Annotated in this window: 23 protein-coding genes; 5 read left to right on the forward strand and 18 right to left on the reverse strand. The window is 40.1% G+C overall.

Annotated elements, in window-relative coordinates; translation table 11 throughout:
- Positions 1-3: 3 nt before the first annotated feature.
- From BLP54_RS07390 to BLP54_RS07405, 4 genes are all read right to left on the reverse strand, one after another.
- On the reverse strand, positions 4-939 hold the full coding sequence (locus tag BLP54_RS07390; RefSeq protein ID WP_090168237.1) for a DUF975 family protein: 936 nt from the start codon (positions 937-939) through the stop codon (positions 4-6).
- Between the two features lie 81 nt (positions 940-1,020).
- A complete protein-coding gene (polA, locus tag BLP54_RS07395; protein ID WP_090168239.1) occupies positions 1,021-3,726 on the reverse strand; it encodes a DNA polymerase I in 2,706 nt (901 codons plus the stop codon).
- On the reverse strand, positions 3,726-5,519 hold the full coding sequence (locus BLP54_RS07400; protein ID WP_090168241.1) for an aminopeptidase P family protein: 1,794 nt from the start codon (positions 5,517-5,519) through the stop codon (positions 3,726-3,728). The genes polA and BLP54_RS07400 overlap by 1 nt, the downstream gene beginning before the upstream one ends.
- Entirely contained in the window at positions 5,516-6,835 is a 1,320-nt protein-coding gene (locus tag BLP54_RS07405; RefSeq protein WP_176754499.1) for a glycoside hydrolase family 5 protein, read from the reverse strand. The genes BLP54_RS07400 and BLP54_RS07405 overlap by 4 nt, the downstream gene beginning before the upstream one ends.
- Positions 6,836-7,034: 199 nt before the next feature.
- Here BLP54_RS07405 and BLP54_RS07410 point away from each other — a divergent pair, with 199 nt between their 5' ends.
- The gene (locus BLP54_RS07410) at positions 7,035-7,280 is read left to right on the forward strand and encodes a helix-turn-helix transcriptional regulator (RefSeq protein ID WP_090168246.1); all 246 of its coding nucleotides are present in this window, start codon (positions 7,035-7,037) and stop codon (positions 7,278-7,280) included.
- Between the two features lie 24 nt (positions 7,281-7,304).
- On the forward strand, positions 7,305-7,589 hold the full coding sequence (locus BLP54_RS15600) for a hypothetical protein (protein WP_143002007.1): 285 nt from the start codon (positions 7,305-7,307) through the stop codon (positions 7,587-7,589).
- 3 nt (positions 7,590-7,592) lie between these two features.
- Here BLP54_RS15600 and BLP54_RS07415 read toward each other — a convergent pair whose 3' ends face one another.
- Positions 7,593-8,810, reverse strand: a complete 1,218-nt coding sequence (locus BLP54_RS07415; protein WP_090168247.1) for a 6-phosphofructokinase — start codon at positions 8,808-8,810, stop codon at positions 7,593-7,595.
- A gap of 60 nt (positions 8,811-8,870) precedes the next feature.
- Here BLP54_RS07415 and BLP54_RS07420 point away from each other — a divergent pair, with 60 nt between their 5' ends.
- The gene (locus BLP54_RS07420; protein ID WP_090168249.1) at positions 8,871-9,275 is read left to right on the forward strand and encodes a hypothetical protein; all 405 of its coding nucleotides are present in this window, start codon (positions 8,871-8,873) and stop codon (positions 9,273-9,275) included.
- Positions 9,276-9,321: 46 nt separating this feature from the next.
- On the opposite strand, the gene recJ is transcribed toward BLP54_RS07420, so the two are convergent.
- The 5 genes from recJ to BLP54_RS07445 all read right to left on the reverse strand — a co-directional run bounded on the left by recJ (position 9,322) and on the right by BLP54_RS07445 (position 15,276).
- Positions 9,322-11,088, reverse strand: coding sequence for a single-stranded-DNA-specific exonuclease RecJ (recJ, locus tag BLP54_RS07425; RefSeq protein WP_090168250.1), 1,767 nt, complete (start codon positions 11,086-11,088; stop codon positions 9,322-9,324).
- Between the two features lie 59 nt (positions 11,089-11,147).
- The gene (pta, locus tag BLP54_RS07430; protein ID WP_090168252.1) at positions 11,148-12,131 is read right to left on the reverse strand and encodes a phosphate acetyltransferase; all 984 of its coding nucleotides are present in this window, start codon (positions 12,129-12,131) and stop codon (positions 11,148-11,150) included.
- Between the two features lie 193 nt (positions 12,132-12,324).
- Positions 12,325-13,740: an AAA family ATPase gene (locus BLP54_RS07435; RefSeq protein ID WP_090168254.1), complete on the reverse strand. Its 1,416-nt coding sequence runs from the start codon at positions 13,738-13,740 to the stop codon at positions 12,325-12,327.
- A 168-nt stretch (positions 13,741-13,908) separates the two neighbouring features.
- Entirely contained in the window at positions 13,909-15,090 is a 1,182-nt protein-coding gene (locus tag BLP54_RS07440; protein WP_090168256.1) for a CapA family protein, read from the reverse strand.
- Between the two features lie 9 nt (positions 15,091-15,099).
- On the reverse strand, positions 15,100-15,276 hold the full coding sequence (locus BLP54_RS07445) for a DUF4250 domain-containing protein (RefSeq protein ID WP_090168412.1): 177 nt from the start codon (positions 15,274-15,276) through the stop codon (positions 15,100-15,102).
- 94 nt (positions 15,277-15,370) lie between these two features.
- Between BLP54_RS07445 and fliB the strand changes: the two genes are divergently transcribed.
- A complete protein-coding gene (gene fliB / locus BLP54_RS07450) occupies positions 15,371-16,423 on the forward strand; it encodes a flagellin lysine-N-methylase (protein ID WP_090168258.1) in 1,053 nt (350 codons plus the stop codon).
- A gap of 35 nt (positions 16,424-16,458) precedes the next feature.
- Positions 16,459-16,800, forward strand: coding sequence for a phenylpyruvate tautomerase MIF-related protein (locus BLP54_RS07455; RefSeq protein WP_090168260.1), 342 nt, complete (start codon positions 16,459-16,461; stop codon positions 16,798-16,800).
- Between the two features lie 51 nt (positions 16,801-16,851).
- Here the strand turns inward: BLP54_RS07455 and msrA are convergent, their stop codons facing one another.
- The 8 genes from msrA to BLP54_RS07495 all read right to left on the reverse strand — a co-directional run bounded on the left by msrA (position 16,852) and on the right by BLP54_RS07495 (position 25,380).
- Positions 16,852-17,331, reverse strand: coding sequence for a peptide-methionine (S)-S-oxide reductase MsrA (msrA, locus tag BLP54_RS07460; RefSeq protein WP_015550922.1), 480 nt, complete (start codon positions 17,329-17,331; stop codon positions 16,852-16,854).
- Positions 17,332-17,342: 11 nt separating this feature from the next.
- Positions 17,343-17,972 carry a histidine phosphatase family protein gene (locus BLP54_RS07465; protein WP_090168262.1) on the reverse strand — a complete coding sequence of 210 codons (630 nt, stop codon included), beginning with the start codon at positions 17,970-17,972 and terminating at the stop codon, positions 17,343-17,345.
- Between the two features lie 2 nt (positions 17,973-17,974).
- Positions 17,975-19,654: a M3 family oligoendopeptidase gene (locus BLP54_RS07470; protein ID WP_176754500.1), complete on the reverse strand. Its 1,680-nt coding sequence runs from the start codon at positions 19,652-19,654 to the stop codon at positions 17,975-17,977.
- 102 nt (positions 19,655-19,756) lie between these two features.
- Positions 19,757-20,719, reverse strand: a complete 963-nt coding sequence (locus BLP54_RS07475) for a methyl-accepting chemotaxis protein (RefSeq protein WP_176754501.1) — start codon at positions 20,717-20,719, stop codon at positions 19,757-19,759.
- A 33-nt stretch (positions 20,720-20,752) separates the two neighbouring features.
- On the reverse strand, positions 20,753-21,844 hold the full coding sequence (locus BLP54_RS07480) for an FIST C-terminal domain-containing protein (protein ID WP_090168268.1): 1,092 nt from the start codon (positions 21,842-21,844) through the stop codon (positions 20,753-20,755).
- 114 nt (positions 21,845-21,958) lie between these two features.
- Positions 21,959-23,254 carry an ABC transporter permease gene (locus BLP54_RS07485; protein WP_090168270.1) on the reverse strand — a complete coding sequence of 432 codons (1,296 nt, stop codon included), beginning with the start codon at positions 23,252-23,254 and terminating at the stop codon, positions 21,959-21,961.
- Positions 23,254-23,982 (reverse strand): ABC transporter ATP-binding protein, encoded by a 729-nt coding sequence (locus BLP54_RS07490; protein WP_090168271.1) that lies wholly within the window; start codon positions 23,980-23,982, stop codon positions 23,254-23,256. Before BLP54_RS07490 ends, BLP54_RS07485 begins: the two co-directional genes overlap by 1 nt.
- Before the next feature lie 9 nt (positions 23,983-23,991).
- Positions 23,992-25,380: an efflux RND transporter periplasmic adaptor subunit gene (locus BLP54_RS07495; protein ID WP_176754502.1), complete on the reverse strand. Its 1,389-nt coding sequence runs from the start codon at positions 25,378-25,380 to the stop codon at positions 23,992-23,994.
- Positions 25,381-25,396 lie beyond the last annotated feature (16 nt).

The following is a 25,396-nucleotide window of genomic DNA, read 5'->3' on the forward strand; positions in this document are numbered from 1 at the left end:
ATATTACTCGTCAAAAATATCATCATTTGATGATGGTGTATTATTTAATGTATCTGTGTTCTCAAATGTTGGCGCACTTGAAGTGTAGTCTGCCTCGAAAGATGCTGACTGGAATGTTGGACCTTCTACTGACTCTGGCATATGAACTCTCTTGAGATAATCATAAGCTCCAGCCTTTGCAAGATTCATATAAGGCTCAACATAAAAGATTGCTAAAATGAACAAAGTGAACATTGAAAGGATAATCCATCCGATGAAAGAAAGGTCTAATACGAAAAGACTCCACTTATTTCCCTTTGTCATCTTCTTTGTCATTTCAAAGCACTCTTTAACTGTAAACTCTGGCTTATCAATGAGAAGATATGGAATCATACTATACTGATATGCCTTAACAAATGCAAAAACTATACCAACTATATAAAGAATTACTCCAAGAACAAGTAATAGCACACCTACTCCTGAATCAACAAAAAGGAATCCAGCTCCCAGACCAACAAGAATTGCTCCTGGAAGGCAGAAAAGCATTGTCCAAAGACATACATACAATGTCATAAGGAACATGCCGCCAACGTTGTGCCAATACTGACCATTCTTAAATCCATCAAAGAATGTACTAAAGTCTGCTCGTGATCCGCTGTAAAACTTATAGTAGAAGTATACCTGACCAACTGCAATAACATTAAGGACAAAGATTGATAAAAGAATTGTAACAGTATCTGTAGCAACTGTTGTCCCCATGCTTGCTGTTAATGCTGCTTCGGCTGTTGTCAGCGAAGAGGTACCTGCTGCACCTGCCATTGACATAATTGACTTAGCACTTACGATAGACAGTACAATTACCAACAGCAGTCCCAATAAAAATGGATAACCTACTACTGGCCAGTAATTAGCTGATAAAGCAGCTCTGGCATTTGCTTTGATTTGTTTTCTTGGAAACATTTTCAATATCCTCCTAATACAATGATGCTTATACTCTCCCTATTAAAATATATATAAATTCCATGGAAGACGGGAAAGCACTTAGTGTGCTTCAGCCCATGTCTTTCCAGAATTCATATCAATTTCTAAGTCCACAGCAAGCTTAGCTGCATTCTCCATCTCCTCAGCAATAAGCTTTTCAACCTGTGTGCGTTCTGACTCAAGTGCCTCTACCAAAAGCTCATCGTGAACCTGAAGAAGAAGCTTTGACTTAAGTCCCTCCTTGAGGAGTCTGTCGTGGACATTTACCATTGCAATCTTAATAATATCTGCTGCTGTTCCCTGAATAGGTGAATTCATGGCTACTCTCTCACCAAACTGGCGGGTCATAAAGTTTGATGACGAAAGTTCTGGAATAGGACGACGTCTACCATACATGGTAGTAACATATCCCTTTTCCTTACCATCAGATTTAAGCCCCTCCAAAAATTCATGCATCTTTGGATAAGCCACGAAGTAGTTATCAATATACTCCTGAGCTTCCTTTCGTCCTACACCAATATCCTTTGCAAGACCAAAGGCACTGATACCATAAACGATACCAAAGTTAACAGCCTTTGCTCTGCGGCGCTGGAGATCTGTAACCTCATCAAATGGTGTGTTAAACACAAGTGATGCTGTAGAACGGTGAATATCCTGTCCGGCCTTAAAGGCGCCAATCAGATTTTCATCGCCAGACATATGTGCAAGTACTCTAAGCTCAATCTGAGAATAATCGGCATCAAGGAATATACAGCCATCCTTTGGGTAAAATACCTTTCTGATTTCTCTACCAAGCTCCATTCTGATAGGAATGTTCTGAAGATTTGGCTCAGTAGAACTGATACGTCCTGTAGCAGTAACTGTCTGCATGAAGGTAGAGCGGATTCTTCCATCGGAATCAACACAGGCTGCCAAGCCATCAGCATAAGTACTCTTAAGCTTTGCCAACTGTCTATACTCTAATATATCACATATTATAGGATTTGTGGCTGAAAGTTCCTCTAAGACATCAGCTGCTGTAGAATAACCTGTCTTAGTCTTCTTTCCACCCTCTATTCCCATTTTTTCAAAAAGTATTACGCCAAGCTGCTTTGGAGAATTGATATTAAACTCCTCTCCAGCCTGAGAATAAATGCTCTGCTCTAATTCGTTTATACGAACTGAAAGACGATTGCCATATTCAGCGAGTGCTTCTTTGTCCATGGCAATGCCCTGAAGCTCCATATCAAAAAGAGTGTACACAAGGGGCATCTCGATATTCTCATAAATATCAAGCATTCCCTCCTCTTTAATCTGTGCAATAACCTTTTCGAAAGCAGCAAATGCAACATAGGCATTGTAGCAAGCATATGTAGTAACAGCCTCAAGTAGATTATCATCCTCAAGAGCTACATTTAGCTTTGTTTTTCCAAATAAATCTGCCTGAGCAGGAATGATGATTCCAAGCATCTCGCTAGCAACATCATCGGCTGTGTAAGCATTCTTTGTTGGATTTAAAAGATAGGCAGCAACAGCAACATCCACAGCTGTAGGGAAAATCTCTGCCTTTCCGCCATTATCTAAAACAGCCTGCTTCTCCTCTGAGCTCATAAGCTCATGAAGAATGTGCATTGCATTCTTTAAATCCCAGAAGCAAAGCTTCACGCCTGCTTTACTGATTTCAATAAGCTTGTGACCAAGATAATCTGGGGTGATAAAACCAGCACAATCCACATAAACTGTAGAATCGCCAACAGATAGCGCAGCACCTTTTATGCATCTGTCCTCTCCTGCCATAATGCTTGCACCAACAAAATCCTTGCCGGATTTTTTAAGCTCAGCGAAGAAATCCTCCACCTCACCTAAATCGTATATACGTTTAAAGGTCTCAGCCTTGTTGTCCTGAACCTTTGTAGTAGTAGACGCTTCAAATCTAGGAAGAAGCTTCTTAAGCTCGTAACGCTTGCAGAGAAGATATGCCTCCTCTGTAAAAAGATTCTCAAGCTTAGTGCTACCCTCTTCAAGCTCTATAGGAGCATTAACATTGATTGTGGCAAGCTCCTTGGAAAGCACAGCAATATCCCACTGGTCGATGAAATTCTGAACAACCTTACCCTTCTTCATCTCATCAACGTGAGCATGGCATTCCTCAATAGAACCATACTGAGCAATCCATGTCTGTGCAGTTTTAGGGCCAATGCCTTCAACACCTGGAATATTATCAGAAGTATCTCCCTGAAGTGCTTTTACATCGATGAACTGCTTAGGAGTAACGCCGTAGGCCTCCTTAACATCCGCTGCGAAGTAGTTCTCGATTTCTGTTCCACCCTTCTTTGTCTTAGGGATGGATATTTTAACCTTTTCAGTAGCAAGCTGAAGAAGATCTCGGTCTCCGGAAACGATAGTAACATCGAATCCCTTCTCCTCGCCATTTCTAGCAAGAGTACCTAAGATATCATCTGCCTCCCAGCCTTCTTTGGTGATAACTGGAACGCCCATGGCTCTAAGCATTTCCTGAATACGAGGAATCTGCTCCTTGAGCTCTGGAACCATTGGCTTTCTGGTGCCCTTGTAGGCTTCAAACATTTTGTGTCTGAAGGTAGGGGCAGAAACATCAAATGCCACTGCAAAGTTATCAGGCTGTTCATCATCGATGAACTTTAACATCATGTTTATGAAGCCAAAGATGGCACCTGTGTGCTCCCCCTGGCTATTTGTAAGATCTGGCAAGCCATAAAATGCGCGATTTGCAATGCTATGGCCGTCAATTAAAAGTAATTTACTCATTAAATCTCCCTAGTCTCTTTCTCAAGCCATGCGTACTCGTCGTCGGTTAAGTATGGCTTGAGGGTTTCGCGTACCATTGCGTGGTACTCGTTAAGTGTCTTCTTTTCTGCCTCAGTCATCATCTCTGGAATAACTGGGTCAAGGTCGATTGGACAGTATGTGATAGCCTCGAAGTGACGGAAATCACCGTACTCTGTAGTCTCACCAGCTACGCAAAGAAGCTCGTTTTCAATACGAATTCCGAAGCCATCCTCAATGTAAAGACCTGGCTCATCTGTAGTAATCATACCTGGCTGAATCTCAGCAGAATTCTGTCCCTGAAGAACTCTCCAATGGAAACGGTTTGGTCCTTCGTGAACATTTAAGATGTGACCTACGCCGTGACCAGTACCGCAGCGATAATCAAGTCCCATATCCCAAACTGGTCCACGTGAAAGAACGTCTAAGTTTGCACCTGTAACTCCCTTAGGGAAGTTGGCTGCAAGAAGTCTTAAGTGGCAACGAAGAACTACTGTGTAGTACTCCTTCATCTGCTGTGTAAGCTCACCAAGAGCGATTGTTCGTGTGATATCTGTAGTACCCTCAAGGAAATGAGCACCTGAATCTACAAGTAAGAATCCTTCTGGCTTAAGTGTAGCCTCTGAACCAGCCTTTGCGCTGTAGTGCATCATTGCAGCGTTTGGTCCGTAAGCTGAGATTGTACCAAATGAAAGATCCACAAAATTCTCCTGCTCCTTGCGGCGAGCCTCATAATAATCTGAAGCTGTGATTTCAGTCATTGGTACCTTACCAACATTTTCCTTAATCCACTTAATAGCCTTTGTGCATGCAACACCATCTTTTACATGAGCCCACTTTGTATTCTTGATTTCAGTCTCATTTTTGATAGCTCGCATAAGCTCTGATGGATTCTTGCCATCGATAATCTTTGCTGAGCCCTCTAGAGCCTTAAGCATGTTGTAATTAACGATTGACTGATCAAGAAGAACTCTTCTGTCTGCCATATCAGCACTCTGAAGATAATGATAAATCATATCGTATGGGTAAAGCTTTACACCCTTATCGTTGAGATAGCCCATTACCTCTGCTGGCCAGTTTGTTGTGTCTGTAAAAAGAATTACGCTTTCATCTGTGATAATAAGGAATGAAAGAAAAACTGGAACGTTTGCAATATCATTTCCTCTGATGTTTAACGTATATGCGATATCGTAAAGAGCTGTAAGTAAATGAGCATCAGCTCCCTTCTTTTTCATTTCTTCACGAATACGGGCAATCTTTGAATCCATTGTCTCGCCTGAGAACTGATCCTCAAGAAGCCATGTAGTAGCCTTTGGCAGTGCTGGACGATCTGTCCAAATCTCATCTACTAAATCTTCAGTAGTAGCAAGCTCTCCGCCCTTCTTTGTAGCGATATCAAAATACTTTGCTGCATTCTTAGCTGATACGCAACGACCATCAAAGCCAAGGCATCCGCCATCTGGGAAATTCTTCTCGATAAATTCTTCTACCTCAGGAACTCCTGGCTCTCCCATGCGCTCCAAAATAACCTCTGAATCTGCAATCTGCTTTGCAGCCTGAACGAAATAACGTCCATCAGCCCAAAGATGAGCTTCCTTTAATGTAATAACTGCTGTACCTGCTGAGCCTGTAAAGCCTGTGATAAAGCTACGTGCCTTAAAGTGCTCTCCTACATATTCTGATGAATGAAAATCGTCTGTTGGGATGAGGTATAAATCAATTCCTCTCTCCTTCATTAAATCACGCAATGCTGCGATTTTCTCATTAGTTGTCATCTTCTTTTTATCTCCTTACTATCTTTTATTTCATCCTTTTCAGGGATTTCAGCTTTTTTTCTATTGTCGGAAAGTCTCTCAAATAAATGCTTTCCCTGTTCTGTCAAATCTTCATATTTGAAATCAAAATATTTGTCACAAGACTGATTAATTAATGCAGAGCCCTCATCACTATTTGATAAGTTCCAAATGCATGTAGAAAGATTGTAATCATCCATCAAATCATCCCATCTTGTAGCTTCATGCTTGTCTAAGTCGCCAACACCATCAGCTGAATAATAACTAAACTGAGAAACAAACACCGGAAGACCATCCTCTAATGCGTTGATTAGAGCATTTCTATCGCTTGATTTTTGTGTGCGAGCATTAAAATGATATGTATACATAATATTAGTGCCAAAAGCATCTGAATCCAGTGGATCTGCCAAGACTGATTCTAAATCAGTGCAGCCTTTTGGTGTACCTACAAGAATAATTGCTGTTCTGTTAACACGTCTGATCACTGGAATAACTTCCTTTGCATATGCCTTGATGTCTTCCCAGGTGGTATCATCATTTGGCTCGTTGCAAATTTCGTAAATGACATTGTCGTTTGATTCGTATTTACGAACCATCTCACCAAAGAACTGAATTGCCTCTGCTTTATATTCATTAGGATTTGCATCGTTTAATGTATGCCAATCTAAAATAACATACATATCATTATCAGTGGCTGCCTTAACTGCCTCATCAATGACTTTCTTGAGCTCCTGCTGCTTATCAGCACCTGCTACACAATATCCATCATAATCGCTGGTGAATAAAGCCAGTCTGATTACGTTGATTCCCAAATTTGATTTAAGAAACTTTATAGAATCTGCAGACGCAAACTCTGGATACCAGCTAAGATTGTTAGTGCTGATACCTGTAAGTCTTACTTCATTTCTTACTTCATCATAAAGCCTTCCATCTTCAACATGAAGGGCGCCATAATAATCCAGCTGTTTACCAATCTGGATAACAGACTCCGCCAATTCCTTTTCTTTAGCTTCTTTTTCAGCTTCCTCCGCAGCTTTATCTGTTTCTTCCTTAGCTTTCTTAAGCTCTTCTTCCTTCTTAACAGCCTCGTCCTGTTTCTTTTCCTTGATCACAAGCTTAGGCTCCTCTTTTACAGGCTCCTGTGTCGCTTGCTCAGGCTTTTGCTCCTCTGTGGATACCTGCCATGGGAAAGTGACCCCGCCTTTAAAATAGCTAATAGCAAAAACTCCGCCTACGATAGCTACTGCGAGAATGATAATTAAGACTGCTGTTCTAAAACGTTGTTTTTTGCCTACCATATGTCCCTCCAAGAATCTATATTCGTAAACCATAATCCTACGGTTCAAAAAAATAATCCATTTAAGATTATAGCTCATTTGCCTCTCATAAAAAAGGGTTACTAATCTCCTATTTTTCTCGATAAAAATCCCTGATTTTATTGTGAAGTCCATTGTTTTATGTTATCATATATGATAACATATTAGCATGAGGTGAACTATGAAGAATCGATATTCTGATGGAGTTGTCACACCCCAGGCTTTGGAGGCGCGTCATTCCATCGCCCGGCAGCTTCGTGACACCCGACATTCCCTGCATCTCACTCAGGAGGCTGTAGCCGAGAGAGCAGGCACAAAAAAATCTAACATCTCCCGAATGGAAAGCGGCAAATACAATCCGTCTCTGGACTTTCTTGTAAAGGTTGCCGATTCAATGGGCAAAAAAATTGATATTCAGGTGAATTAAAAGTTATTGAAAGGTTAGTTAGAAATGAAAAGAAAACCTAAGATTTCAAAGAATTGTGGAAAAGATATAGTACTCTGCAAGACTACCAATCGCATCGTATCTAATCGCACTTCAGATCTTTTATTAGAACAGTCAGTGCCATTTTCAAAAAATTGGCACCGTGTTCCATTCTTCAGAAGAAGAAATTACCACGGTGCCAATAAAGTCTGTGTTATTTCCATCAATCGCACTCAGTACTCTCACGCAAGACGCGTCCTCAATCTTTTAGAGGAAAGAGATTACAACAGACTGCAATTAAATGTTATTTAGTTTCTAGTTTTCGCGAGAAACGTATACTGGAAGTCCATCCTTGTACTCCACATCTGGAAGTCCAATTACAAGCGGCTTCAAGTACATCACCATATCAGAGGTTACACCATTGTGCTCGGGATTAATCCAATCCTGTGGCACTTCCTTCGCCTCGTTGGCAATATCATGAATCTTCGCATAATTAAGCTTAATTTCATAAGGTGCATTACTGATACGCTCCATTGTTACCATAGCGCCTGTAACACCCTCTTCTGCAATATCAACAGCCTTCTTACCGATAGCTTCTGACTCGTTGATATCTGTAAGGCTGGACATATGTGCAGCTGCACGCTGTAAAACATTAACTTCGATAGAGCGAACCTTAACCCCCAATTTATCCTTAACAAGGTACTCTAAAGTCTTTCCTGCACCTGAAAGCTGTGCATGTCCGAAATTGTCTAATGTTCCTGTAGCAGCTGAAATGTACTCGCCTTTGTCATCTCTGATTCCCTCAGAAACAGCAACTACAATGTTGTTCTTCTCCTTAAGAAGATTTGCCAAGTCCTCGATGAACTTATCCCTGTCAAATGGAACCTCTGGCAAGTAGATAAGGTCTGGACCATCGCAGCACTCGTTCTTTGCGAGAGCTGTAGCAGCTGTAAGCCATCCTGCATCTCTACCCATTACCTCGATGATTGTGACACTAGGATTGTCATAAATCTGTGCATCGAAGATAACCTCCATTGTAGAAGTTGCAATGTATTTTGCAGCTGAACCGAATCCTGGTGTATGATCTGTAACGCAAAGATCGTTATCAACGGTCTTTGGTACACCTACAAACCTGATACTTGAACCAATCTTAGCAGCATAAGCAGAAAGCTTGTCTACTGTATCCATCGAATCATTTCCACCAATGTAGAAAAAGGCTTCGATTTGATATTTGTTAAATTGGTCAAATAGGATATTATAGATAGGATCATTTGAGTCTACGCTAGGAAGCTTGAATCGGCATGAGCCAAGATACATTGCAGGAGTTGTTTTAAGACGCTTAAGAAAACGTGGATCATTAGCTACGACAGCTGTTAGGTCAATAACATTGTCATTCTTGATTCCGAGAATGCCATTGATAGAGCCGTAAATCTTGTCATATCTAGAACCAAGGGTTCCCTCGATGACACCAGCAAGGCTGGCATTGATAGCCACAGTAGGACCACCAGATTGAGCTACTAAAACATTTCCCATAGAAAATATCCTCCCTATAAAGTATTTCTAGGGAAGATTTTAACACAGAGGAGGCAATTTATGAACACATTTTTATATGGCATTTTAGACATAATTACAGAGGCACATACATATATTTTGTCATTGAATGACGCATACGAAGCAAATCTAACAGACAAACAGCTTCACTTTATCGTAATCGGTATTATTGGTATGGCAATGATTTTTATTGTCCACCCACTATTTACACTTTTAGCAAAGACAAACCATGTCCTTGCCATCAGTTGGATATACGTATTTACGTTGATAATTCTCATAACCTTCGCAATTGAAATCGGACAAAAGATTACCCACTCTGGTGTAATGGATTTTGAAGATATCGTTTTTGGCGTATGGGGCTTTTTGCTGATGTTCCTGATATTTGCCTTAATACGTGGAATAATCATCGGTATTATACATCTTATCAGAGACATAATAAGAAAATAAAAAAGAAAGAGTTTTGCCTGCAATCCCAAGCAAAACTCTTATTTTTTTATTTAAAATTTTCAATCATAATCTGTATGCTACGGTTGCCACGGAACTCATTTATAGATGGCTCGTAAATGATATCCATAGTAACTCCTACACTCTGACCTGCACAGACTCTTGTCCATGCTTCCGCTCCGAATTTCTGATTTACTGCTTCCTCAAATTCCGGAACATTTCTAAACATCATAGCTGTCATCGTATTTCCGTTTTCAGTACCTACCGTCAATCTAAGATACTGACCTTCTTTTCCTATGTAGGCAGCCTTAAGAATAGGCACGTTTTTCAAGGCAAACAATGGCTTCGTATTTCCGGTACCAAAAGGTGCCAGCATATCTATGGAATCCACCAAGGTTTCGTTGATATACGAAAGAGGCATATCACAGTCAATCTTTATAACCTCCTGCATATCGTCCTCTGTCAAAGTACAACGTTCGTTAAGTCGAGTGCGAAGCTCATCAATCTTCTCTTTTGGAAGTGACACTCCTGCAGCCATAGGATGTCCACCAAACTTCGTAAATACGTCCTTAACGCCTGTAAGCTCTTCGAACATATTGTAAGCAGGAATAGAACGTCCACTTCCCTTTGCACCCTCTTCGGCATCTGTGATAACAAGCACTGGCTTACTGTAATTCTCTCTAATTCTTCCAGCAACAATACCAGCAAGACTCTCATGCAATTCTGGGATATAGATTACAAGGACACGATTCTTACTCAGGTCGCTATTTTCAATCATATCTCTGGCTTTATCAATACCAAGCTGAGTCATATTCTTTCTCTGGGAATTGAGTTCAACCAACTCGTTTGCCATGGCAAGTGCCTTACCCTGGTCTGTTTCCATAAGAAGCTCAATAGCACGACCAGCTGTATCAAGACGACCGCTTGCATTGAGGCAAGGACCGATAATAAATCCCAGATGATAACAGCTGAGAGGCTTTCCCTTAAGCTCATTGCGAGCTAAGAGTGCATTAATTCCAATGTTATCCGTAGCCTCAATAGCCTTTATTCCATGATAAACAGTAGCGCGGTTCTCACCTTTAAGCTCCATAACATCACAGACGGTAGCGATAGCTGCAAACTGGAGGAATTTATCTGATTCCTCCTTCTCAAGTCCAAGAAATTCAAAGAGAACCTCTGCAAGCTTCCATGCTACCTGAGCACCGCAAATACCCTTAAATGGATAATTACAATCATCACGCTTTGGATCTACAACTGCATCTGCCTTTGGAAGCTTCTGAAGCTTTGTCTCACCATCAGCATCAAGCTCAAAGGGAACCTCATGATGGTCTGTTACAACAAAAGTCATACCAAGCTCTTTCGCCAAATCGATAGCAGGAGCTGCCGCAATACCATTGTCACAGGTGATAATAAATCCAACACCATCATCATAAGCCTGCTGTACCATGTCTGGATTAATTCCGTAGCCATCCACCATTCTATGGGGAACTGCATAATCCACATCACCGCCGGCTTCTCTGATAGCTGAGGTAAGGATGTAGGTAGACATAATTCCATCTACATCATAATCACCAACCACACGAATCTTTACGCCCTCATCAATGGCTTCCATGAGAAGCTCACAGGCTAAATCCATGTCTGCAAATAAGTGTGGATCTGGGAAATTATTCAGAGTAGGGTGAAGATACTCTTCCATTTCCTCATATGTACTAAGACCACGATTAACCATGAGACGCACTAAAACTGGATCAACTCCCAGCTTTGTACTAAGTCCAGCATAATCTGCGGCTTTTCTTTGTAATATCCATTTACTCATAAATTATCTCCGTTAAAAAAATTCCGCGACTTCCGTCGCGGAATTTAGTCATTCTAAAATTATGCTAATGCAGCAGTGATGATTGCCATAGAATAAACTTCCTGAGCATTACATCCTCTAGAAAGATCGTTGATTGGTGCGTTAAGTCCGAGAAGGATTGGACCGTAAGCATCGAATCCACCAAGACGCTGTGCAATCTTGTAACCGATGTTACCAGCATTGATGTCTGGGAAGATGAATGTGTTAGCGTGACCAGCTACTGGTGAGCCTGGGCACTTTGTCTTAGCAACACGTGGTGAAACCGCAGCATCAAACTGAAGCTCTCCATCGATATCAAGCTCAGGATATCTTTCCTTAGCAAGCTTTGTAGCCTGATTCATCTTATCAACATCCTCGCCCTTTCCAGAACCAAGTGTTGAGTATGAAAGCATAGCAATCTTTGGATCAATACCGAAGATCTTAGCGCATGCTGCTGTCTCGCCTGCAATCTCAGCAAGCTCCTCAGCTGTAGGCTTGATGTTAATAGCGCAATCACCCATAGCAAGAACTTCACGATCACCTGTAGCATGGTTACGGACCATGATGAAGCATGAAGATACGATGCTGTTGCCTGGCTTTGTCTTAATAACCTGAAGTGCTGGACGAACAGTATCAGCTGTTGAGTATGTAGCACCACCAAGAAGTGCATCAGCAACGCCCATCTTTACAAGCATTGTACCGAAGTAGTTGGCTGCTGAACATGTAGCCTTAGCCTGCTCCATTGTAACGCCCTTAGACTTTCTAAGCTCGCAGAAAAGCTCACACATCTCATCAAATCTGTCATAGTTCTCTGGATCGATGATAACTGCACCACGGATGTTAAATCCTGCATCCTCTGCAGCTGCCTTAATCTCTTCTTCCTTACCAATGAGAATTGGCTGAAGGAAATCTGAACCGAGAAGACGGCTAGATGCCTCAATAATACGTGGGTCTGTACCCTCTGTAAAAACGATTTTCTTAGGATCCTTTTTAAGGATGTCAATTAATGCTCCAAATCCTGCCATAATTAATTTCCTCTTTTCTTTCTTTAAGTATGTTAACCATTCGCACCAAGTGCTTTGGTGTTAGTTTTTTGAAACCATAAGATATAATACTACTTTTTTATGAAAAAACAGTGGTTTTGAGCATTGTTTTTGATTTTGTACTTTTTTGTATTTTTGTTAATTTATTGTCAATTATTACTCACTATTATTAGCCTTAGACAAACAAATCATCCATAGTAATCACTGCCTGAATCATACCAGAGTAAATGTTTTCTTTTAATCCAACAGTTGTAACTAAAATTGGGTGAAGAGCACATCGTGTCTTGGTAGATTGCCTAAATGCTGTCACCCTATTTTGTATTTTTACACTCTCAGTTTTACTAATCATGTACATTCCATCAGAATACTTCATTTCACATATATTGATAACCTGATCTTTTCTGTAAATTAACAAATCAATTTGAGCACCTGAAATACCTTCATCTTCATTTTCACTACAACTCCAAGAATATTCCTCAGTGAGAACTCCACCAATCTCCATCTTTTTCTTTATCTGAGCAACATGAAGCATACATATTCGTTCAAATGCAAGTCCTTGCCAGGTATTAATCTTTGGCGTTCCTATAGAATTCATCCAAAAGTGTTCATCAGTTGGTCTCTTCTCCATAAATGCATAGTAAAACAGTGTAAATGAATCTATCAATTGATAAACCGCATCTTTTTTCTTTTTTCCAAACTCTGTATATTTACGAATAAAACCACATAACTCTAATTCTTCTAGTTGTTTTGTAACCGCTCCTGAGTTTGTTAGCTTTGCTCCATCTATTATTTCTTGTCGAGTAAGTCCCTTCTTCTTTTTGCCCAAAACATTAACAATGGACATGTACACTTCTGGATTTTTAAAAAGAGAATAGTATAAATACTTGTACTCATCTTTCAAAGGAGCATCATCCGCAAAGAAAATAGTATCTATGTTTTGAGACAGGCTATATCCTTTTTTCAAAAGACTCCAATAATACGGAACACCACCCATTATCATATAGCAGTTAAGTACATCTGAACGGCTCATTGAAAGTCCATAGGATTTAATAAGTTTTTCACAATCACCAAGCTGAAATGGCTTCAAATGAATTTGTCCAGTTAATCTATTATGTAATCCTCCTCTATTATGAACCACCTTATTAATCATCCACGATGTCGATGAAGCACAGACTATCAAAACAATATCTTTTCTTCCACTAGCCCACCCATTCCAAAAGAATTCCAACGCGGCCATAAAATCACTTCTAGCAGTATCAATCCACGATAATTCATCTAAAAATATAATCTTCTTTTTTTCTTTAGACTTATCAATTTCTTCTTTTAAAATTCCAAAAGCATCTATCCAATTTGCCGGTGTAGAATATTTCATTCCATAAGAATTTAGCGAATCTGCAAAAGCATTAAGCTGAACAGCAGTCTTTTGGTTTGCAACACCAGTATGTGAGAAAAATAGCTGTTTTCCATATACTTCTCTAACTAAAAATGTCTTTCCAACTCTTCTTCTTCCATAAATTGCAATAAACTGTGACTGTGATGATAACATTGCTTCCTGCAATATTTGCTGTTCTTTTTCTCTTGCTACTAACATTTCCATTCACCTCTATAATTTACTAAATCCATCAATTTTTATTAGATTAAGTAAATTATAATATTTTTTTAAGCGCCTATCAATCTATAATTTACTTAATCGCATTTTATTTATTAGATTTAGTAAATTATAAAATATAGATAGCCACCTCAAGGGGAAGCCATTTTTTTATTTAACTGTGATGTATCCACTACCATCAACAGCCACACCGTGCGAAATACTCTCAACATAGCTGAATCCAGCTGCATCCACTCTGGTGCAGGCACCGCTGGCTGTAATAGGAATAATCCTGTAGCTTACATTGTCATTTTCATCGATTGCAAACTCTACTGCTCCACCACCACCAGACTTTATATTCTGATTAAATATGAAATTTCCAAGGCTGTAGAAAATTGGCTTTCCATTGTACATCTCAACTGGCTGTAAACAATGACTGTGCATACCAATAACTGCATCAGCACCAGCATCAATAAATTTATGACCATCATTTGGTTGATAGCTTGTGAGCTCAGTAGTGTGCTCCACACCCCAGTGAACCATAACAAAAAGGTAATCTACCTGTGAATCTGCTGCCTTTATAGCATTAAGTAAATCTGTCTCATCATAGAAGCAAAACTCTCCTGGCTGAGCATTTAAAACATTCCAGCTTCCTACAGGAATAACATGACTGGCTGCAAGAAATCCATAGGTGCGTCCCTTTGCATCCGTCTTTACGATAAGCTTGCTGGCATCATCTAAGCTATTTCCAGCGCCTGTATAATCAATACCCGCATTTGTAAGAGTTGTAAACGTATCTGTAAGAGCATCCCTGCCGAAATCCAAGACATGGTTATTGGCAAGGCCTGCTATATCAACGCCCAAATCATTTAACAAACTTACATATGATGGATTAACTCTAAATGTGTACTGCTTATCAGGAGCCTTTTGGCCTCTCTCTGAGAAACAAAATTCGTTGTTAATCATTGTAAAGGTAGCGTTTGTCATCAAGTCTTTTATTTCAGGTGCAACAACACCATCAACACCTGCCGAGCTGTAGTTTGACTGAACATACTCGCTAAGCTCCACATCACCTGTGAAAACGATCTTTGTTGTTAAATCCTCTGGAGCAGGTGATGGTTCAACTGCTGAGGTTGGGTCGATACCAGCCTCTTCAACGGTGAGAACTGTATCTTCATCTGAAGAATCCTGTACAGATTGTTCTAAATCACTATTCTGCTCCTGAAACGCACCGAACAACTGCTGACCTTTTTCCTCAAAAGGGCCTCCTTCGCCTAAAGCGTACCATCCAGCCGCAAGAACCAACACCAATATTAATAACGTTTTGACTAACGCAGAAAAAAACCTTCCCATAATCTCCCCCTATTTAAACTGATTTTTAACAGAATCATAATGATAATCGATGCTTGCTAACTTTGCTTTCAACTCCTCTTCATCAATTCCTGTATCATCAATCAATGCATATAATGTAGTGTAATGATCTCTCAGCGCTGTATTCACAACAGAAAGAAGCATCACTGGATCTTTTGGAAAATTCATAATTGCACGACCTTTCATTAAACTTACTCTGTGTATTCTAGCATAAAATAAAAAAACATGGTAACATCAAGGCAGTTTTATTAGGAGATAACAAATGATTTACAGAAAACAAAATGGTTATGATGCTTTCAAATGCATTGCCGATAAATGCCCTAAAAGCTGCTGTGTCGGTTGGCAGATAATGATAGATGCAGAAAGCATAGAAAGATACAAGAATGCTGATGGAGATTTTTGCGCCAGATTAAATGGCTCGATCAATTTTGAGGAAAGCTGCTTCAAGCAGAATAATACCCGCTGTGCCATGCTGAATGATAGTGGTCTTTGCGATTTGCATTCCACTCTTGGCGAAGATATGCTTTGCTACACTTGCAAGATGTTCCCTAGACATGTGGAAGAATTTCAGGATATTAGGGAGTATTCTCTTTCCCTCTCTTGCCCAGAATTTACTCGCATGATTTTAGAGCCTGATTATGAATTCGCATTTACGGAATCAGAAGATGAGACCCTTGATGATCCTGAAGAATTCGAAGATTACGATTTTCTATTATTTGATAAATTGGAATATGCAAGAGATAAGATGCTCGGACTTGCTGCATCTAAAACCATCTCCCTTCAGGATAGAATGAGTTTAATAGCAGCTATGGGGCTAAAACTTCAGCGACTCTATGATGAAGGCCTAATCTTTGATATGGACGATGTGAATTTTGATGAAGAGTTTGACTGTGCTGGAACTGGTGCAATCTTATCACTTGACTACTGTACCAAGAACATGGATGTACTTCTTGATATGGAAGTTTTGGAGGAATCTTGGCACGATTCTATTCGCAGTGCCCAGACTTTCTGGAACGACAACTCTTCTGACTTTGTAACCTGGAAATCAGCCATGTATCCAGATGCTGACACAGAATTCATATTTGAGAAGATTTTTGAATCTCTTCTCTTTACATATTTCTGCGGTGCTGTTTATGACGGCCAAATCTACGCCCGCACTATGATTGCAGTGCAAAGCACTCGCTGGCTTATGATGCTTCATGCAGCAGATAAAAATACCCCTCTGGAGCAGGTGATTTACCTGTACTCCAGAGAGGTAGAGCATTCAGACTTAAATGTGAACGCACTCATTGAATTCTTTGAATGCGAATTATAATTCTATATAAACTCACACACGAAAGGAGATATGTTATGCCATTTATTGATTCAAAAATTACTGTTCCAGTTACAGCTGAGCTGAAGGAAGAGCTTAAGAGCGAGCTTGGAAAGCTTATTACAACTCTTAACAAAACTGAGACTTACCTTATGGTGGGTATTGATGATGCCTACGATTTGTGGTTGGGAGGAAAGAAGCTTGATAAGGGTGCTTATGTTTCAGTAAGCCTCTATGGCAATGCTCCAAAGGAATCCTATGATAAGCTTACTGGGCAGATTTGTGAGCTCTTTGCTGAAAAGCTTGGAATTCCTGGAAATTCAGTTTATGTAACCTATCATCCTGTATCAGATTGGGGATGGAACGGAAGTAACTTCTAAACAAAAAGGACAGCTAGAAGCCCAACGCTTCCGACTGTCCTTTTAAATTTCTTATTTTCTTCCGCTACTTTTAAGCTCTTCCTCAAAGGCTTCTGGATTTTTTAAGTAATAATCCTGATGTTCTTCCTCTGCCTTATAAAAAGACTTAAAAGGCTCCAGTGCAATGTGAGTTTTCTTACCAGAAGATGCTTCTAGCTCAGCAATCTTTTCCTGAGCAAGCTGTAACTCCTTCTCATTTTGGTAATAAATTGCCAGGGTATAAGAAAAACCCTTGTCGATGTACTGTCCTTCCCCATCAAATGGGTCTACATTAGCTAAATAGATATCCAGCAATTTGTCATAATCTACATTGCTTTCATCATAAGTCAATTCTATTGTTTCTCTATGACCAGTCTTCTGAGCTTTTACATCCTCATAAGAAGGATTAATCTCATCTCCACCAGAATATCCGCAAACAACAGAATCCACCCCATAAATCTTATAAATAGGTGTGACACACCAAAAGCATCCACCTGCAAAATATGCTTTCATAAATCTAATACCTACCAGTTTTTCTCAAAACCTTCTGAAACAAACCTATAATCGTCACTTTTACCGTCGGCACTCAAAAACAGTTCCGCTATAGCGCAGTTGTTGAAATCTACATCCCAATAGGCTTCACGAGGAGTCTTCTTTACATACTCAAATAGTCCGTGGCTAAGAGCTCCGTGACTAACAAGAAGAAGCACATCCTCCTCTGAAAAATCGCCTGAAGAAATCATTCCTCGCACTCTCTCAACTACAGCACCTGCTCTGGCTACCACCTCATCATAGCTTTCGCCGCCCTCTGGCGGAATATAGTCTGCTGGAGTGTCGAAGCACTGATGTAAAAATCCCGGGTCTTCTTCACCCATATTTCTCTGCTCACAAACCCCAAAGGCCATCTCAATAAGATTATCATCTGTCTCAATCTGGCTCATAGAAATGCCTGTGGCGAGACTGCCTGTCTCAATGGCACGCTCCAAAGGACTGGAAATAATTCTAGTAACCTTTATTCCAAGTCTATCAAGGAATTGCTTTGTCTCACGGGCCTGCTGACGGCCCCTCTCATTGAGAGGGATGTCAGAGCTACCCTGTAATCTTTTTTGAACATTTAAATCTGTCTGTCCGTGGCGTAATAATAATACTCTCATAACTAAAAAATCTTCGCACTAAACTTATCTACAATTTCCTTAACTACTCCATCCTCAAATGGTGTCTTAAGACCTACCTTCTTAAGCATGTTTGTATAGTAATCACTACCTGAAAGCTTGCAAAGGGCAAGATAATGTTCCCATGCCTCCTTGTAATCCTCATCCATCCATACCTTAAACTGCATTGCTACGATTGAAGCAAGTACATAATCAATGTAATAGAATGGCACATCAAAGATGTGAAGCTGCTTCTGCCAGAATCCACCAAGATTCCAGAACTCATTCTCAGAGAAATCAATGTATGGTCTGTACTGCTGCTCAAGCTTCTTCCATGTTTCCTTACGCTGGGCTGGAGTCATTTCTGGATTGTCGTATACGATATGCTGGAACTCATCAACCATTGTTCCGTATGGAAGGAAAGTGCTGGCATCCTCAATATGCATCTCGAAGTAATCCTCGAATCTGTCTCCGAAGAAGTTCTTCATCCATCCATATGTGAAATATTCCATAGACATTGAGTGAATCTCCGCTGTCTCCATACCAAGCTCATTATGCTCATTAATCTCATCATCACGAACCACATATGCCTGGAATGCATGACCACACTCATGTGTGATTACATCTACATCACCACTTGTTCCATTGAAATTGGCATAGATAAATGGAGCTTTGTAGTTTGCAAGATATGTCTGGTATCCACCAGCAGCTTTATTTTTGCGACCAAATACATCGAATAATTCATGCTTCATCATGAAATCCATGAATTCCTTTGTCTCAGGGCTAAGCTCGGAATACATATCCTGACCACTCTTAAGGATTTCCTCTGGAGTACCTGTAGGCTTTGGATTTCCATTTAAGAAATATACGCCAAGCTCGGTAGCCTGAAGCTTTTCAAGACCAAGTCTCTTAGCGCGCTTTTCAGCAAGCTTTCCAACAAAAGGAACAAAGTATTCCTTGATCTGCTTTCTGAAATTCTCTACATCCTTTGGACCGTAGCTGTTTCTGTGCATTCTGCAATATGCAAGCTCTGTGTAAGAAGAAAAACCTAAAAGCTTAGCCTGCTTTGTTCTATTCTTTACCATCTTGTCATAGATTTCATCGATTTCAGGAGTAACACTCATGAACCAATCAGAAACGGCCTTCTGAGCCTTCTTTCTAACCTCACGATCCTTGTTAGTTGTAAATGGAGTCATGAGAGAAAGGTTATAGGTCTCACCTTCGTACTCAATCTTTGCAGTAGCAATAAGCTTATCGTAGCGGGATGCAAGAGCATTTTCTTCCTGCATAAGAGGAATTACATCATCGTTAACTGACTTTGCATCGAGCTCAGCATTCTTGAAAAATACAGGTCCAAGCTTTGTCTCAAGGAAATCCTTGTATGGTGATGCTGCAAGAACATTGTTATATTTAATAGTTGCATTGCTTAATCTAGGGATAACCTCATCAAAATAATCGTTTTCTTTCTCATAGAATTCGTCTGTATTATCAGCATCATGTCTGATGTAGGCGATATTATATGCTGTATCAAAATCATTAGCTAGCTTGTAAAATTCCTTGTGAATCTCAAACTGCTCCTCACCAGATTTAGCAGCCTGCTGACGTTCAATCAGCTCGGCGATAGTCTTTTCAAATGCGTCAATATCAGGACGCTCATATGGTAAATCTTTAAACTTAAAATCCATAATCATTCTTCTCCTTCTGTAAATTTAGCTAGCTGCTATTTTAACACAAGAAAAGGACTATGCACAGTGCATAGTCCCTTTCAACTTTTCAAGAAGGATATTTTATAAATCAGTAAGCGGTGCAATCTGCTCGAGAACATGGTTCATATCCTCGAACATAAATCCCTTCTGGGTAATCAAGGTCTTGATATCTGAGATATCGTTTGTAACTGTATCAAAGTATCTTCTTGAATCGTCAATGTTATCAGAGATTGAATTGATTGAAGTCTCACAATTCTGGAATACCTCACCCATCTGCTCACTCTGCTCTGTAACCTCATCAGCTACAGTCTTGATATTTCCAACAACCTCCTGCGTCTCAACAACTCTCTGGTGTGATGTCTCGATAGCTTCCTTTGTATGGCCTACCGACTCTACTAGACGGTTATTGTTTTCATCAAGCTCCTTCATACTATCAAATACAGATGTAACAACACTCTGAATCTCGGTTGAAAGATTTGTTACCTCGTCAGCAACAACGGCAAAGCCTCGTCCTGCCTCACCAGCACGGGCTGCTTCAATTGATGCATTAAGAGCAAGAAGATTTGTCTGCTTTGCAAAGCCACCAATCTGCTCTACCTTCTCACGAATATCATCAAAGCTCTTCTGGAATGCTGCAAACACTTCCTCCACCTCTGCGATGGTAGCTGATACATCTCCAGTACTCTGATCAACCTTTTCCATTCCATTATGTGAATCATCTGCTGTCACAACAAGCTTCTTTACAATATCATCAAAAGCATTTGTAATCTCTTCGATTGTCTGGAACTGCGCCTTGAAGCCATTTACTGAATCAGAGATATTGGTGTACTTTTCCTCAACAACTGAAAATGACTCACCGATTGTATCAATACCAGCAATTGTATTTGCCTCTTCCTGCTGCAGCTTTTCCTTTTGCTCAATTGAAAATCTACCAACCTCGCGAATTGCCTTCATGCGGCTTCTCATATCGACCTTCTTGTCGGCACCTTCAGCGTTATCAACTACTGGCTGTTCTACTTCTTTTTTTCTTCCGAATAATCCCATCTTGCACCTCCGTCTATTCGAAATACAAAGCATTTATTCAAACACTGCGCAAACCATAGTCTGGTTTACATGCTGCTTTTTGTACTGCTCTCCACCACCAACAACACCTACATGTGGGCCAACAGATTTCATTTCTCCTATAAAGGTGTCAAGATAGCCCTTATTTGAATATAGTAGATGACGATAAATACAATTTACCGAAAAGATGAGCGAAATTCGACTGTTTTCATCTCTAATCTTTCGACGTGTTTCTGAGCCAATCGCATCATAATCCTTAAGCTCCAAAACCTGAATGGCATCATTTTCATTAATCTTCTTATAGCTGATTAACGAACCATTTGCACCAACTTCATATGGGCTGGTAATGAATATCTGATCACCAATAACTCGTCCCAACGGATTCGTTAATACGTTATCTACAATTTCACCGCGGCTAACATTTGCATCCTGACAATAAACATCTGCTGCTGGACGGCCATCCAAAGAAACCAATTCCTTAACACCAAGATTAACCTTTGTAGCAATATGTGTAACAGGACAATCCATTGGACCATATATATTTTCGGAATAAGTTCTAATCTTTCCGGACTTATTCTTTATAAGAGCATAGCAGCACGCATCAGCGTAAAGCTGTCCATTTACTAATACCTTTGGAGTATATCCTGCAGGATATCCAAATACAGTTCCGCCTACGATAGGAATACGAGCTCGCTCTAAGGCTACGTTCAATGTAGTTACAAGACGTTCCTCGTCATTCGTACAGAATTCAAGGCAAATCGTATTACTATCACCAGCTTGGATTTTCGAAACCTTCTCTTCCATTGCAGGAACATCAAACATCGGTGCAGTTGAAAGATTGCGGATTACTCCAACTTCTGCATCCACATCACTTCCAAAAGACAAAAGCATCATTCTCTTGTCAGATGATGTATCATAATATGAAATTGTTCCTGAACCAATCAATGGAACATTAGGATACCTATCCGAAATAATTTTTGCCGCTTTCTCAAATTGATCGAAAGAAGCTAATAAGACTAATAATTTAGGTGAACCAGCCTTAGAACATACTTCAGCTACAGCTGCTTCAACGTCCGATTTTAACGATGTTCCTATAGAAATTTGCATATAAACCCCTTTCTGTGTATTATCCCACAATTGGATTTTAGCACAGAAAGGGGCTTATCCTTATTTTTTCACATTATATTCAATAATATTTAACACATAATCAATACTTTAGGGCTATTCGTATCTCAAAGCATCGATTGGGTTGAGCTTAGCTGCCTTATTAGCTGGATAGTATCCGAAGAAAATACCTATAGCCATTGAGAATCCAACTGCAATGACAACGCTTGAAACAGATACCACTGCGTCATATCCCATAAGCTTAACAGCCAATATACCAAGACCTACGCCAAGGACGATTCCAATGATACCACCAATTACACAAATAACCACTGACTCAGTAATGAACTGGAGACGGATTGATGCGTTGGTAGCACCAAGAGCTTTTCTTGTACCGATTTCCTTTGTACGTTCTGTGATAGATACCAGCATAATATTCATAACACCGATACCACCAACCACAAGGGAAATTCCGGCGATTACAGAAAGAGCAAGCTTAATCATGCTAATCATAGTATTTAATGAATCCATCATAGAATCCATACTTACTGCTGCAATCTCAAAGGCATCATTTCTAGAATAGAAATTTACATTAAAGAAATCTCTAACCTTTGTAACAAAGGTGTTATTATCTGTGTTCACAGATGTAACAAGCATAAAATACTCGAAGCCCTTGTTTGCTGTGTGATTAATCTTTCTAGCAGTATTAAGAGGAACAAGTACCTCTGTCTTAGGATTGTCAGACTCACCAAATGAAAGTGATTCTGCTACGTATTTATATACGCCTACAACATAAAAATCATTGAATGTGCCGTCATCACTGACTACCTCAATCTCTGTGCCAATGACTGCATCGTTGTCGCCCTTATAAAGACGTTCAACCAGCTTGTCTGAAACCATGCAGACTGCTTTTCCTTCTTTATAATCCTGAGTGATAAAGCTTCGTCCACCAAGTACTTCCTTATCATTGAATTCCATGTAGTCCTTGTTATAACCTACAATCTGAACCTTGGCATCCTTACCATTTTGGCTAACCTTACTTGTAGAATAATAATCTCCTACCTGCTCTGTAAGCATGACATACTTGATATCATCTTTATACTCGTCTGTAAGAGCCTTAAGCATATCCTTGGTGATAAGGTCCTCATCAGTTAAATCTCTGGCATAGCCACCATAATTCATTCCTGATTCTTCGCCTTCATCATCAGTCTTCTGCATAATAGCTACCTGAATATTGTTTGCACCAAGGCCCTGCATGGTGGAATTGACAATAAGGGTAATGGAGTTACCAACAGTCATTATCGCAATTACGGATGCGATACCGATAATAATTCCAAGCATAGTAAGCAAGGAACGCATTATATTTGCTTTAAGTCCTGATAATGCTACGAGGACGTTCTCTGTAAATAACATTATTCGCCCTCCTTTTCTTTTAATCCAGTCCAGCTTCCAGCTGACTCTCCTATGATGCTGCCATCTTTAAGAGTAATAATACGCTCTGTCTCACGTGAAAGCTCTGGAGAGTGAGTGATGAGAACGATTGTCTTGCCCTGCTCCTCATGAAGCTTATGGAAGATATCCATAATCAAACGACCTGTAGCAGAATCAAGAGCTCCTGTAGGCTCATCAGCAAGAATGATAGCTGGGTCATTGGCCATAGCTCTGGCTATTGCCACACGCTGCTTCTGTCCACCTGATAGCTCATCAGGTTTATGCATCATTCTGTCTGTCATCTCTACCTGTTCCAGAAGCATCTTTGCGCGTTCTGTTCGTTCTGCTCTTCCCATTCCTGCATACATCATAGGAAGCTCTACATTTTTCAAAGCACTTGTTCTTGCAATAAGATTGTAGGTCTGAAAAACGAATCCTATTTTTTTATTTCTAAGTGCTGAAAGCTCGTGATCCTTAGCCTTCTCAATATCTATTCCATCAAGAGAGTATTCCCCTGATGTAGGTCTGTCTAAAGCACCGATGATGTTCATCAGTGTAGATTTACCTGAACCAGACTGCCCAACAATGGAGACAAACTCTCCCTCTTTAACTGTAAAATTCAGTCCATGAAGTACCTCAAATTCGTTAGGGGTCCCAATAAAAAAGCTTTTATGAATATTGCGAAGGTCAAGCATAGTATTTTCTGCCATAATAACCTCCTAATCGAAATACATGTAATCCATAATATCTGTACTTGGTCCATCAGCTACAACTGCTTCTACAGTCATGCCCTTCTTAAGACCTTCACCCTTAACCTCTACATAGTAATCACTCTCAAGACCCTTTGTAACCTTGATTTCTTTCTTCTTTCCGTCATCCTCTACAGCATTTACGAAGAAGCTACCGTCATCCTTCTTTTGGATGCAATCGTATGGAACACAAAGAGCATTCTTTGCTGAATCGATAATAACGCTAGCCTTGGCTGTCATACCAACACGCATTCTCTTGTCATTATCCTTCATCTTAATCTTTACTTTATAAGAAGCAACATTGCTGCCTGTTGACTGCTGATTTGCACCAATCACACCCTCAGATGCAAGGGAAACAAAGGTAACTTCGCCATCAAAAGTCTCATCCTCTGTAGCTTCGAACTTTACCTTTGCAGGAAGACCTGTCTCAATGTTTGCAATGTTGTACTCATTAACTGTAGCCTCAACAACAAACTCGCTTGTGTCTGCTATCGTAAATACGGTATTACCCTGAGCATAGTTATTACCCTCTGTTACGTTCATTGTAATGATGTAACCTGAGATAGGTGCTGAAACATGTGTAGCATCCTTGCTTTCGTATACATCTTCCTTTGCATCTACCTGAGTATAGTTCTGGTTAAATGCCTGCTTAAGCTGTGCAAGTTCAATCTGATTCTGATACATGATGATTGAGTCCTGTAAAGACTTAACCTCATCTTCCTTTGCCTCGTAGCCTTCAAGAGTAAGATTGAAACGCTCTAAACAAATCTGAGACTCGCTGTTATATCTGTCTCTGCGATCCTGATACTCTGGGTGCTCATTATATTTGTCATGTGCATCCTTTAAGTTCTTATAATATAATTCCTTGTCTGTAAGCCACTTCTGATCTTCCTCAATCTTATCCTGAGCATCCTTAATCTTCTTCTGTAAATCAGAAATGTCTACATCGCCCTGCTTGTTCTCGATATTGTACTGTGCATTAAGCTCAGCTATCTTTCTGTCATAGTCATCGCCATCAAATTCAACTACAACAGCACCAGCCTCTACATAATCACCAACCTCATAGTTGATTTTCTTAACCTTGATGCCAGTCATTGTGCCACCGATTGTAGATGTAACCTTTGCTGTATCTGTGGCGGTAAGTGTTCCTGTAACACTAACAGATTTTGTCAAATCCATCTGATCAACTGTGGCTGTAACAGGCTGATTTGCCTGCTCTTCCATAAGCTTCTGCGCCTTTGTCATGCTATAGCGTACATAGCCGACTATTCCCAAAACAATCACAAGGGCAATCACAAGCTTAACGTGCTTCTTTAAGAAGCGTCCAATTTTCCCAAAAATCTTCTTAACTGTTTCCATAAAAAATATCATCCTC

This window comes from Pseudobutyrivibrio sp. 49 (assembly GCF_900100545.1).
Taxonomy (GTDB): domain Bacteria; phylum Bacillota; class Clostridia; order Lachnospirales; family Lachnospiraceae; genus Pseudobutyrivibrio.

Coding starts and splice junctions, on each gene's coding strand:
- BLP54_RS07475 (WP_176754501.1), bottom strand. CDS start 20,719: ATGGGATTATTCGGAAGAAAAAAAGAAGTAGAACAGCCAGTAGTTGAT.
- BLP54_RS07490 (WP_090168271.1), bottom strand. CDS start 23,982: ATGGCAGAAAATACTATGCTTGACCTTCGCAATATTCATAAAAGCTTT.
- BLP54_RS07485 (WP_090168270.1), bottom strand. CDS start 23,254: ATGTTATTTACAGAGAACGTCCTCGTAGCATTATCAGGACTTAAAGCA.
- BLP54_RS07455 (WP_090168260.1), top strand. CDS start 16,459: ATGCCATTTATTGATTCAAAAATTACTGTTCCAGTTACAGCTGAGCTG.
- BLP54_RS07440 (WP_090168256.1), bottom strand. CDS start 15,090: ATGGGAAGGTTTTTTTCTGCGTTAGTCAAAACGTTATTAATATTGGTG.
- recJ (WP_090168250.1), bottom strand. CDS start 11,088: ATGAGTAAATGGATATTACAAAGAAAAGCCGCAGATTATGCTGGACTT.
- BLP54_RS15600 (WP_143002007.1), top strand. CDS start 7,305: ATGAAAAGAAAACCTAAGATTTCAAAGAATTGTGGAAAAGATATAGTA.
- BLP54_RS07495 (WP_176754502.1), bottom strand. CDS start 25,380: ATGGAAACAGTTAAGAAGATTTTTGGGAAAATTGGACGCTTCTTAAAG.
- BLP54_RS07420 (WP_090168249.1), top strand. CDS start 8,871: ATGAACACATTTTTATATGGCATTTTAGACATAATTACAGAGGCACAT.
- BLP54_RS07390 (WP_090168237.1), bottom strand. CDS start 939: ATGTTTCCAAGAAAACAAATCAAAGCAAATGCCAGAGCTGCTTTATCA.
- BLP54_RS07405 (WP_176754499.1), bottom strand. CDS start 6,835: ATGGTAGGCAAAAAACAACGTTTTAGAACAGCAGTCTTAATTATCATT.
- BLP54_RS07400 (WP_090168241.1), bottom strand. CDS start 5,519: ATGACAACTAATGAGAAAATCGCAGCATTGCGTGATTTAATGAAGGAG.
- BLP54_RS07465 (WP_090168262.1), bottom strand. CDS start 17,972: ATGAGAGTATTATTATTACGCCACGGACAGACAGATTTAAATGTTCAA.
- pta (WP_090168252.1), bottom strand. CDS start 12,131: ATGGCAGGATTTGGAGCATTAATTGACATCCTTAAAAAGGATCCTAAG.
- msrA (WP_015550922.1), bottom strand. CDS start 17,331: ATGAAAGCATATTTTGCAGGTGGATGCTTTTGGTGTGTCACACCTATT.
- BLP54_RS07470 (WP_176754500.1), bottom strand. CDS start 19,654: ATGGATTTTAAGTTTAAAGATTTACCATATGAGCGTCCTGATATTGAC.
- fliB (WP_090168258.1), top strand. CDS start 15,371: ATGATTTACAGAAAACAAAATGGTTATGATGCTTTCAAATGCATTGCC.
- BLP54_RS07480 (WP_090168268.1), bottom strand. CDS start 21,844: ATGCAAATTTCTATAGGAACATCGTTAAAATCGGACGTTGAAGCAGCT.
- BLP54_RS07445 (WP_090168412.1), bottom strand. CDS start 15,276: ATGAATTTTCCAAAAGATCCAGTGATGCTTCTTTCTGTTGTGAATACA.
- polA (WP_090168239.1), bottom strand. CDS start 3,726: ATGAGTAAATTACTTTTAATTGACGGCCATAGCATTGCAAATCGCGCA.
- BLP54_RS07410 (WP_090168246.1), top strand. CDS start 7,035: ATGAAGAATCGATATTCTGATGGAGTTGTCACACCCCAGGCTTTGGAG.
- BLP54_RS07415 (WP_090168247.1), bottom strand. CDS start 8,810: ATGGGAAATGTTTTAGTAGCTCAATCTGGTGGTCCTACTGTGGCTATC.
- BLP54_RS07435 (WP_090168254.1), bottom strand. CDS start 13,740: ATGTTAGTAGCAAGAGAAAAAGAACAGCAAATATTGCAGGAAGCAATG.